The 11,549-nt window shown below is 31.5% G+C and carries 9 protein-coding genes; 1 reads left to right on the top strand and 8 read right to left on the bottom strand.

What is annotated here, in order from left to right; all coding sequences use genetic code 11:
* Positions 1-18 precede the first annotated feature (18 nt).
* The 8 genes from B2P65_RS15235 to B2P65_RS15200 all read right to left on the bottom strand — a co-directional run bounded on the left by B2P65_RS15235 (position 19) and on the right by B2P65_RS15200 (position 10,380).
* Positions 19-1,575: an FGGY-family carbohydrate kinase gene (locus B2P65_RS15235; protein WP_346880454.1), complete on the bottom strand. Its 1,557-nt coding sequence runs from the start codon at positions 1,573-1,575 to the stop codon at positions 19-21.
* Entirely contained in the window at positions 1,565-1,954 is a 390-nt protein-coding gene (locus B2P65_RS15230) for a DUF1667 domain-containing protein (RefSeq protein ID WP_343826045.1), read from the bottom strand. The genes B2P65_RS15235 and B2P65_RS15230 overlap by 11 nt, the downstream gene beginning before the upstream one ends.
* A gap of 1 nt (position 1,955) precedes the next feature.
* The gene (locus B2P65_RS15225; protein ID WP_346878172.1) at positions 1,956-3,239 is read right to left on the bottom strand and encodes an NAD(P)/FAD-dependent oxidoreductase; all 1,284 of its coding nucleotides are present in this window, start codon (positions 3,237-3,239) and stop codon (positions 1,956-1,958) included.
* Entirely contained in the window at positions 3,226-4,986 is a 1,761-nt protein-coding gene (locus B2P65_RS15220) for an NAD(P)/FAD-dependent oxidoreductase (protein WP_346880453.1), read from the bottom strand. Before B2P65_RS15220 ends, B2P65_RS15225 begins: the two co-directional genes overlap by 14 nt.
* A gap of 82 nt (positions 4,987-5,068) precedes the next feature.
* A complete protein-coding gene (locus B2P65_RS15215) occupies positions 5,069-5,791 on the bottom strand; it encodes a GntR family transcriptional regulator (RefSeq protein WP_346880452.1) in 723 nt (240 codons plus the stop codon).
* Positions 5,792-6,046: 255 nt separating this feature from the next.
* Positions 6,047-7,384: an APC family permease gene (locus tag B2P65_RS15210; protein WP_346847652.1), complete on the bottom strand. Its 1,338-nt coding sequence runs from the start codon at positions 7,382-7,384 to the stop codon at positions 6,047-6,049.
* A gap of 12 nt (positions 7,385-7,396) precedes the next feature.
* Positions 7,397-9,094: an FAD-dependent oxidoreductase gene (locus tag B2P65_RS15205; protein WP_346847653.1), complete on the bottom strand. Its 1,698-nt coding sequence runs from the start codon at positions 9,092-9,094 to the stop codon at positions 7,397-7,399.
* 17 nt (positions 9,095-9,111) lie between these two features.
* A complete protein-coding gene (locus B2P65_RS15200; protein ID WP_346847654.1) occupies positions 9,112-10,380 on the bottom strand; it encodes a YeeE/YedE family protein in 1,269 nt (422 codons plus the stop codon).
* Positions 10,381-10,658: 278 nt separating this feature from the next.
* Between B2P65_RS15200 and B2P65_RS15195 the strand changes: the two genes are divergently transcribed.
* The gene (locus B2P65_RS15195; RefSeq protein ID WP_035132118.1) at positions 10,659-11,549 is read left to right on the top strand and encodes a LysR family transcriptional regulator; all 891 of its coding nucleotides are present in this window, start codon (positions 10,659-10,661) and stop codon (positions 11,547-11,549) included.

Here is an 11,549-nt window from a genome sequence, read left to right as displayed (position 1 = left end):
ATAATTCCCCCATTACAATTAAATATCTGGATAATTTGTTATCTTTCCAATATCTGAATATAGTGATTTAAGTCTTCTATATATTCTCTTGTAAACTTTTTTAAAAAGTTTTGAATATATTTCTGTATATTCTTTTTCTGGAGTAAATATTTTTTTATAATGAACCATTTTCTCAATAGCTTCATTGTAAGTTACATATATTCCTAAAGCTACAAAAGTTATAATAGCTGCTCCTAATCCTGACGTCTCATGGGTCGTAGTTTTATAAACCTTTCTATTTAACATACTGGCAGTTATTTGACAAATAGTATCACTTTGAGAGCCGCCTCCTGAAACCATTACATACTTCACTTTTTCCTTAGTTTTTCTTTCTATTTTTTCTATTCCATCTAATAATCCATAATTTATTCCTTCAATAATAGCTCGATAAATATGGCTTCTTGTATGAACATCTCCAAAACCTATAATTGCTCCCTTTGCCTCAGGATATTTTAAACCTGGTCCCCAATATGGTTGAAGCATTAACCCATGGCATCCCGGTGGAACATCCTTTAATCTTTCATTTAATATTTCTTCATAAGAAATGCCTCTTTCTTCTGCTTCCATAGCTTCCTTTCTAGCAAATTCTCTCTTAAACCAACTAATCATCCAATACCCCCTAAAAATTTCAAATTCCGGATTATAATATCCTGGGATGCAAGCTGGATAAGCTGGCATAAACATTAAAGGCTCTATATATTTTTTTGACATAGTCTGAACTGTAGCTGTTGTTCCAAAACTTAAATTTACCCATTTTTCATTCTTACAACCTGTACCTAAGGTTTCACAACCTTTATCTGATCCTGCTGCAATAACAGGTATTCCAATCTTTAACCCTGTAACCTTTGCAACTTCTGAACTTATTTCCCCAATTCTTTCTCCCACCTCTACAAGCTGAGGTAGTTTTTCTCTTTCAACTCCCGAAATTTCCCATCTATAATCTTTATTTCCTTTTGGCCAATCTTTCTTTTTAAAATTAAAAGGTATATGTCCAATCTGAGATGCTATAGAATCTACAAAATTTCCTGTTAATTTAAAATTTAAATATCCTGAAAGTAATAAATACTTATAAGTGTTTCTCCATATTTCCGGCTGATTTTCCATTATCCAATTTGCTTTACATTTTTTCCTTGAAACCTCTATGGCTTTTTTCATTCCAATTAACCTAAAGAGAAAATCATATTTTTTACTTATAGGTTTTTTACACTCTGCCATCCTCTGATCTAACCATATTATTGCAGGTCTTAATGCTTCCCCATTTTTATCTACATTTATACCTGTATCTCTTTGTGTTGTTACTGATACTGCAAGTATTTCATTGAAAAAAGCAGAATTATTCTCTTTTAGTGCTGTACATACATGACATACACCTTGCCACCAAATCTCTGGATCTTGTTCTGCCCATCCTGGTCTATTTGAAAAGTATGGTTGAAAATCTAGCTTCTCTTTAGCTACTAATGTACCTAATCCATTAAATATCAACGCTCTTACACTTTGTGTCCCACAATCTATGGAGAGAACATATTTATCCTCCATTCGGATACTCCTCCTTTAATATCTCAATCAAACTTGAGGTTGAAATTATATTAACTCCAGTGTTTAATACATTTTCAATTATTACTTCATTTATATCAACATGATTTGTTATTACTACTTTACTTATTTCTCTCATTACATTAAATATTTTACTCTTTGGAATCAGTCCGTCAGTTCTCACCGGTAGTCTTGGCATTTCCTTATATATAGTATTTACTGTTGAAGCAATACTTCTTAATGGATTTTTTATCTCATTAATTCCAAATTCTATGCCTCTTTTGCACTTATTACCTTCCACTAATAGTTCTTCATTTTTTTCAATTATAGTAAGTTTGCAACCATTAGGACACACTATACAGGTGATTTTTTTTAACTCCACCTTATACACCTTCTTTAATTTTACTCATAACCAAATTTAGATTATCCATATTTTTTACAGAAAATGATTTTAAGTTTAAAATTATTTTTTCCATCTCCGGAGGTTTTATTATATTATACTTTTTCATAAATACTACCTTGTTACCTAAGTAAAATTCCACTTTTACATCTTCTATTACATCTTTACTTCTAAAGTAAATTGTTATATCTTTATCTATAGAATTTAAATCTATGCTTTGTGGTACTACATATAGAAATTCTTTTTTATCAAAGGTTATATCCACTAATTTTCTATAACTATTTTCTTCATAAGTTGCTGCCTGTTCTCCAGCATATTTCCCACTTTCTGATACATAATCTACTAAATCATTAACATGAAGAGAATTTCCACAGGAAAATACCCCATTTACACTTGTCCTAAAGTTATGATCTACCTTTGGTCCTTTGGTTAATGGATCAATTTCTATATTCAAACTTTCTGCTACCTCATTTTCTGGTATTAATCCTACTGATAATATTAATCCATCACACTTAATTATCTCTTCTGTTCCATCAATGAGCTTCATATTTTCGTCAACTCTACATGTTTCAACTGCTGAAACTTTGCTCTCCCCTATTACCCTAGTTACTGTATGGGATAAATGTAATGGAATATTATAATCTTCTAAGCATTGCATAATATTTCGGCTTAATCCTGAAGGAGTACTTTTCATTTCATACACACCTATAACCTTTGCACCTTCCAAGGTTAACCTTCTAGCCATAATTAATCCAATATCTCCACTTCCTAAAATCACACAGTTTTTACAAGGTAGATAACCCATGATATTTGTTAAATATTGTGCTGTTCCTGCTGAATATATGCCAGCAGGTCTATCTCCATTTATAAAAACTTGTCTAGACGTTCTCTCTCTACACCCATTGGCTAAAACTAACGCCTTAGAGCTAACCTGAAAAACATCTTCTCTTGAATTTATTAAGGTTAATATAAAACTATCTCCTACCTTTTCTACTTTACTTACAAATGTTGATGTATATATTGATATATCTTTTCCCATAATCTTTCTCATATATCTATCGGCATATTCTGGTCCACTAAGTGTCTCATTGAAGGTAATTAATCCAAATCCATCATGAATACATTGTTTTAATATTCCACCTAATTTTTTTTCTCTTTCAACAATTAATGTTTTACTTCCCTTCTCATTAGATGCTAATGCTGCTGCAAGCCCCGCTGGACCTCCACCTATAACTATTACATCAAAGTGAAATTTATTGTCTTTCATTTAATTTCACCTCATTATCATTTATTGTAAGATTATTATATTTACTTTGTACTTTTTCTATAAGAATGTTAGAATATTTACCTTTCTTAGTTATTTCATCAAAACTTTTACCATATTCCTCATTAATAATCTTTAATACCTGTGGTAAACAAAATCCTCCTTGACACCTACCTGCTCCAGCCTTAACTCTTCTTTTAATAGCATCTACTGTATCCACTTTTATTGGACTTCTTAAAGCATCCTGAACTTCACCTTTGCTTATTTCCTCGCATCTACAAATTATTTCACCATATTCTGGTTTCTCTTTTATTAGCTTAGCCTTTTCCTCAAAGGACATATTTCTTACTTCTGGTATTGCTTTTCTTATTGGATTCCAATAATCTTTTTTCTTTAACTGTATTTTTTCAGCTAGTAATCTACAGGTTATCTTCTCAATTTCCTCTGCTATAGCTGGTGCAGATGCAAGACCTGGTGATTGGATACCTGCTGCATAAATTAAATTATCAACACATTCAGATCGTTCAATGATAAAATCTTCTTCATAAGTAGCGGCTCTTATTCCCGCATAATATGTTATTACATCACCATTAGATAATTTAGGTACTACAGGTAAATGCTTTCTTAATATATTCTCTATATTTGTTGAATTTGTAGAATAATCTTCTCTAAAGGGTTGTTCATAAGCATCAGGCCCTACCAAAATATTTCCATCTATTGTTTTTATAATACCTCCACCTTTGGTATTTCCTTTAGTCAGGTTTAAGCTTGGCTTAGCTACCACTCCATTAATTAAAGAACCTTTCTTTCTATCTAGTATTAGCGTCTCTCCTTTTCTTGGATGTATTGTGAAAAACTGATCATGTGCCATATTAGCAATTTTATCAGCAAAGATTCCAGCTGCATTTATAATTACCTTAGGATATATTAATCCTCTATTTGTATTTACTCCAATAATCTCATTTCCATCCATAAGGAATGATTCTACTAAGGTATCTAAGGAAAAATCGACTCCATTCATAGCTGCATTTTCTGCAAAAGCATAGGTCATCCTATAAGGAGATAATATACCTGTTGTTCCAAAATGAACTGCCCCAACTATATTCTCCGTCACATTTGGTTCTATTTTTTTTACCTGTGCCTTATTTAAAATAACTACATCCTTTACTCCAGCCTTCCGTGCTCTACTCATAAGGTAAGGTTTAGCTAACCTTATAAATCCTCTATCAAAAAGCACTGTAGAGCCACATCTTTCAAAAGGTACCCCTAGCTCTTTTGTAATCTTTGAATAAAGCTCATTACCTCTAACATTAAATATGGACTTTTTACTTCCTATAGGAGCTTCTATACCTGGATGTATCATCCCATCATTTCTTGATGATGTGTGCATTGCCAAATCTGATTCTTTTTCAAGCAATAAAATAGACATTTCCCACTTTGCAAGCTCTCTAGCAATAGCACATCCTATAACTCCTCCTCCAATAATGAGTACATCTACCCTTTTCCCATTTAAATTTGAATCTCTTATAATCGGTGCTTTAATTATAGGTATTTTTAAACCTTTCACAGTTATTTGGTTTACTACACCCTTGTATCCTCTTTTAGATGCAAGTTTACCAGCTTTAATAACCATATCCCAACTCTCTACCTGCCCTTCTAAAATAATGGAAGAGTTCCATTCCCTGCAGTAAATCTCTTTATAAACCTCTTTTTGTATAAGTTTTTGAACCTTTTCATATTTTTTTATCATTACATATCCCTTCCTTAGGATGTTCGGACATCTTAACTTCTCTGTATATACTATGATTTAACTATAAAATAAATACTTATTTTTAATAATTTATCATAGGTACATAGTATAAATTTTCTGGAACTATAAAATTTAAATAATAGAATGGTTCTTCATTATTTTCTTCATATATCCATCTTTCCATAACTAATACTCTTGTAGTTTCATCTATTTCTAACAGACTTTTTTCTTCGCTATTAGGAATTCTAATAGTTATCGTCTGATCTACCTTTGATATGTCTACCTTTAAATCATTTATAATCATACTTGCCAAGGATTTATTAAAATCAAATTTACTATTATCATTAAAAAACCGCTGTGAAAAATATGAATTCTCAATGGCTACCGGGATTTCTTCAACAGTTCTTAACCTTTTTACATAAAGGCACTTTTGATTCATTTTCCATCTCATCTTATTTGTTAATTCCTCGCCTGGGATAAAAAAATTCTCATCTAGTATTTTGTTGCTAATCTTTATTCCCTTAGTTCTTAATGTAAAAGTTAAACTAATAAGTGGCTCAAATCCCAAAGAAGGCTTATCTCTTAAAACAAAGGTACCAATTCCTTGTTTCTTATACAGATACCCTTGACTAACTAATAAGTCTATAGCTTGTCTTATTGTAGCTCTACCTACTTCATAGTTCTCCATCAGTTCCCTTTCAGTTGGAATTCGAGAATTAACCTCCCATCTACCACTTATAATTGCCTTGGTTATTTCTTCTTTTACTTGTATATATAACGGTGTTTTATTATATCTATCTATCATTATTAATTCCTCCAATGTTTTTTATATTTATATGCTGGATGATTTATATGATTACCAATTTATTAACATGTTGAGGATTATTTATATCTTATGATTTATATTGTTAAACTATAAAAAGGCAACCTGAAACTATTTTTCAGGCTGCCTTATATAATATTTTATAATATACTAACACCAATTTATTTAACTTTCCTATGATATTTTAAAATGAACATATTTCTCAAGAATAACTTACTTTTGAAATTATTTTTAAACTTATATGTGATTATCAATTGATTTCATTGTCTTTGAATACTTCTTATAGTAAAAATATCCTAACACTGCCCATAAAATCACCAATACCATAGAAGGTCTACTTAATCTTGCAGGAGAACCTGGTATTATCAATAATCCTATGAATACTAGCCCTATAAAAGCCCCCAATGCTGAAAAATATTTGTCAACTCCTATTGAGTTTTTAAACCCAATATAACATACATAAAAATATGCTACTGCTGCTAGTAAGGATGACATATCTACAATATAGATAATAACTTCTCTACCAAACCATGGCGCTATTAAACTGACTACGGCTATAAATTTAACTCCATTTTCGAAAACACCATTTTTATTTTTCTCTTTGTACTTTGCTGGGATAAGTTTATATCTCGACAAAGCTCCAATTAACTTGCTACTCCCTAACATAAACCCATTTATCCCCCCTGCTACTGCACCAGCTAGGGATATTATTAGTAGAATAAAGCCTATATATCCCATATTATCAAGTACTGCAGACCCTAAAGCCCACTGCTCCAATAAAGCTTTCTCTGGAGTATAAACTAGACCTGTTGTAATATTTAATAGGTTATAAAAAAGTACTCCAGCAAATATTGCTAGTAATGCCATTCTTGTAGCTTTTGGTGCTTCAAAATTCAAATCTGTGGATACTTGCGGTATTACATCAAAGCCAACAAACAAGAATGGTACTATAGCAAAAACTTTTACTACTTCAGTAATATTAAACTTATAGTTATTAATATAGGTATCCCTAATCAAGCTGTGGTCTACCTTCATAAACATGAAAGCAAACACTATAATTACATTTACCACCATTAATAAAATTAAGATGTTCTGTACCATGGAACTCAATTTCAATCCTTTGATATTAATATAAGCAAATACAAGAATTATCAAGCTGGCAATGATAACCTCTGACAAGTATACTGGATAACCTGCTACTTGATATAGATATATAAAATCCACTGCTGAACCAAATAATCTTTTAAGCACCAATACAAAGGCTGTGGCATTAAGTGGAACCATACTTATATAACACAATGTCAAGGACCAGCCTACTATAAATCCATTTCCCTTTCCTAAGTTATTGTAAGTATAAGAGAATTCTCCCCCATCTTCATTATGCTTCTCCATCATTATGTGATAACCCTTTTGTATAAAAACAATAGCAAGACCACCAAGTATGAAACCGATGGCCGTGCTAATAATACCACTTTCATGGAGAAACTTTGAACCTGGCAAGGTAAATGAACCCCATCCAATAATAGATCCTAATGCTAAGGCTAATATGTCTATTCTGTTCAACTTTTTCTTCATAAAATTCAATCCTTAATTAAAATTATATTCTGTAACTATCTTTGCTCTTCCTGTTACTTGATCTTGATAATATTCGTAGCAACAAATACCTAGATAAGAACCAGATATATTGATTACATTATCATATCCACTATTTTGTAGTGCCATTACTGCATTATAACTTCTTTGACTTGAACGACAATGTAAATATACCGGTTTATCCTTTGGAATTTCAGACATTCTTTCTCTAATTTCACTTAATGGAATATTTACTGAATTCTTAAGATGTCCTTGTTCATATTCATGCTTCTCTCTTACATCTACAATAAATTCATCCTTTTCTACTAACTCCCTAACTATTGTTACTGGTACTTGTCTAAACTTACCATATAATAAATTTAGTCCTACTAAAGCTGCAAAATTAACTACATCTTTTGCTGTTCCAAATAAAGGAGCATAACATAACTCTAATTCCTTTAAATTCTCTAAGGTTCCACCCATTGTTATCATTGTTGCAATTACATCTATTCTCTTATCTACATTTCCTTTTCCTATAGCCTGTGCTCCAAGAATTCTTCCCGTTGGATATTCATATATTAATTTGAAATGCATTGGATTACTATCTGGCATTAAGCCAACTTTATCTCCTGGAATAATGTATACAAAATCATAAGAAATACCTGCTGCTTTAGCAGCTTTTTCATTTAATCCTGTAGAAGCTGCTCCTAGATCAAATACTTGAACTACAGATGATCCTATAACTCCATTATTATTGTGATGAATATTATACATATTATCAGCTGCTGCCCTAGCCTGTCTTTGAGCTGGTCCTGCTAAAGCCAGCCTCGAAGTTTTATGTGTTAAGCGATTATAAACTTCTATAGCATCACCTACAGCATATATATCTTTGTCATTAGTCAAATAGTTATGATCAACTTTAATGCCTCCAGTTACTCCAATTTCAAGTCCTGCATCCTTAGCTAATCCTGTTTCCGGACTAACACCAATTGCCATTACTACAACTTTTGCAGCCACCTTTTTACCTGATTGTAATTCTACAAAGTCTTCATCTATCTTCTTAACTCCATCACTTAATATAAGGTTTACTCCCTTATCCATCATTTCCTTGTGAAGTATTTGGGCCATATCATAGTCAAAAGGACTCATTATTTGATCAAGTGCTTCTATAAGACTTACATTCTTATCTGCTAAACATAGGTTTTCCGCTACTTCAACCCCTATAAAACCACCACCAACAACAGCAATATCCTTAATATTGTTACTATCAATATAATTCTTTAATTTCTTTATATCAACTACATTTCTTACTGTAAATACATTGGAACCTGTTACTCCTTCAATACTTCTTGGCAATATTGGATTAGCCCCTGGAGATAAAACTAATTTGTCATAGGACTCTTCATATTCTTCTCCTGTAAGAAGGTTCTTAACTACTACTTTTTTATCATCTCTTATAATTTTTATAACTTCACTATTAACTCTAGCTTCAATATTATATTGATTTTTGAACTGTGTTGGACACATTAAAACTAAATCGTCACCATTTTCCACCATGCCACTTAAATGAAATGGTAAAGCGCAGTTAGAAAAAGATACATGAGGTCCCTTCTCAAACATAATTATTTCTGCTTTTTCATCAATTCTACGTGCTCTTGCTGCAACTGAAGCTCCTCCAGCAACTCCTCCAATAATTAAAATTCTTTTACCCATAACAATGATACCTCCTTTTAATGTTGCTTAAATAGTCTTTTAGCTAGTGTATTTCCTACAATACCACCAACTACCATGAAAATTAAGAAAATCCAACCGGAAAGTGAGAAATTTGCAATTGGAGTATATAATGCTCCTACATTACATCCATTAGCAAGTCTAGTACCTAATCCCATAGTAATTCCGCCTAGTGCATATAGTAATACTTCTCTTACTGTAATGTGCATCTCTGACATAAATGTTTTCTTAAACTTACCAGCAGTTAACAAGTATATACTAGTTCCAATGAGTATTCCAAAGTTTTGCACTGAAACAGCATGTTCAAAGAATGGAACAAGATACGCCTTTGCTGGCATTTGAGTAAAGGCTGCCAAAGATTCTGGTGAAATTCCAAATATCATCAAGAATTTACCAAACCATATTCCATAAGGAGTAGATGCGCCCCATCCAGCCTTAGTAATTCCCATTAACAAAGCAAATAATATACCTATAACTACAGCCCCTTGCACTAATGTCCAAGGTTTTACAAATAATCTGTTGTATGTTGTTTCACTTAAAAGCTTGTAATTCTTAGTGTCTAACACTTCATTTTCATCCTGTACCTTTTCCATTGAGTGACCAGTATAAGTATTATTTTGCTTACGACTTCTCTCGTAACGGTATGATATAAATACAACTACTCCACAAAATAATGCCATTAATACTAAGGCACCTAGATATCCTTCAAGACCATCCCATTTAAATAGATCTGGTAGGAATACACCTCCTGCCAACTTTTCACCTACTGGAGTTGAAAACCAAGAGTTCTTAACCCATCCTACAGTATTTTGTATAGGGAATCCTAAGAATACTCCTAACCCAAAGAAGATTAATGTAATAAACGCTCTAGGAAGACCTGTTATTAAGTCCGTAAGTACTCCTGATGCACAACATGATGAAAATGACATACCAAACCCAAATAGTATTGCCCCTAATATAAGACCAAAGTTAATTGGGTTTATCCACAGATCGTAACTAGCTGGATCTGCCTTGAATAAAAATGCAGTAGTCAATAAAGATGAGATAAAGAACAAGAACATTAGTGTCCTCATTAATTTTGTTGATCCTGTGTTAAATGCACGATTAACACTACCTGCAAATCCTGTATAAGCCCTAGATAAAGCATAACCTAATCCCACACCCACTAAAAGTCTAAAAAATAGCATGTCAGTTTTTAATAATGTCTTTCCTAAAAGTAATACTAGTAAAATTCCTATAAATCCTAAAATTTGTTCAGTCTTTTTCATTTTTTTCCTCCTTATACTTTTAATTTAAAATTCAGTGTGATTTTTTTAACAATATTTGGTGCAAAGTGGTTGTGTTTTCGTTTACATCATGACTTGTTATCTTTATAATAAAATTCTATTACATATTATTCTTTTTCCATAGAAACTAAATGTTATATACCATAACACTTCCCTTTAACCAATTTTAAAATATGCCTAATAAAAATAAATATATTTATTTCTGTGTAATATACTAGTAAAATAGAATATATGTATAATTATTTTTAGGATGTGACTATATGAATCTTGAATATCTTGAATCATTTTATATAACAGTGAAATATAATAGTATCTCAAAAGCAGCACAAATTCTTCACCTTACCCAACCTGGTCTCAGTGGTCAGCTTAAGAGCTTAGAAAATGAATTAGGTGTAAATCTTTTAAATCGAAGTAATAAAGGTGTAGAATTAACAGAAGAAGGAAAAGTAGTATTTAACTATGCAGATACTTTACTTTCTATTCAAGGAAATATTAAAAGAGATTTGATTAACTTGCATCAAGAGCAACCAAAGTTAATGATTGGTGCTTGCAAAAGTGTGGGTGAATATGCTCTTCCTTGTAGTATTTTTACCTTTAAACATCTCCATGAAGAAGTTGACATTCGTATGGAGGTAATAAATTCAAGGGAAGTTATTCAAAAACTACAAGAACACGATATTAATATTGGAATCATTCAGCATGATCCAATGTTAAATGATATTTCTACTCAACCTATTATTTCGGATGAGCTTTTGCTAGTAGGAAATAGTGATAATTCACCTAAAAGAATTTCTATGGAAGAATTAAAACATATTCCACTAATTTTACGAGAACAAAATTCTGGAACTAGATATGTAATTGAAAAATCATTAAAAGAAAAAAATGTAACTGTAGAAGAGTTAAATGTGATTTATGATTTAAATTCTCCCGAATCTATTAAGTCTTCTATTCTTTCGGGAAAAGGTTTTTCTTTTTTACCAAAATTAACAGTTGCTCAAGAACTAAAAAAACAGTCTATTCAAATCGTTGAAGTAGAGGATTTTAAAATTTCTTTCAGTTATTATATAGCTTCAAGAAAAAAATATACACTTACAAAGCACGAGCAAATGTTTGTAGATTTTATAATTTCTAATAAAAGAGGTTTTTGTTAA

This window comes from Clostridium sp. UBA3061, assembly GCF_002367465.1.
Lineage (GTDB): Bacteria > Bacillota > Clostridia > Clostridiales > Clostridiaceae > Clostridium_J > Clostridium_J sulfidigenes.
Note: the sequence above shows the minus strand (reverse complement) of the source record. Positions and strands in the feature narration are given on the sequence as shown.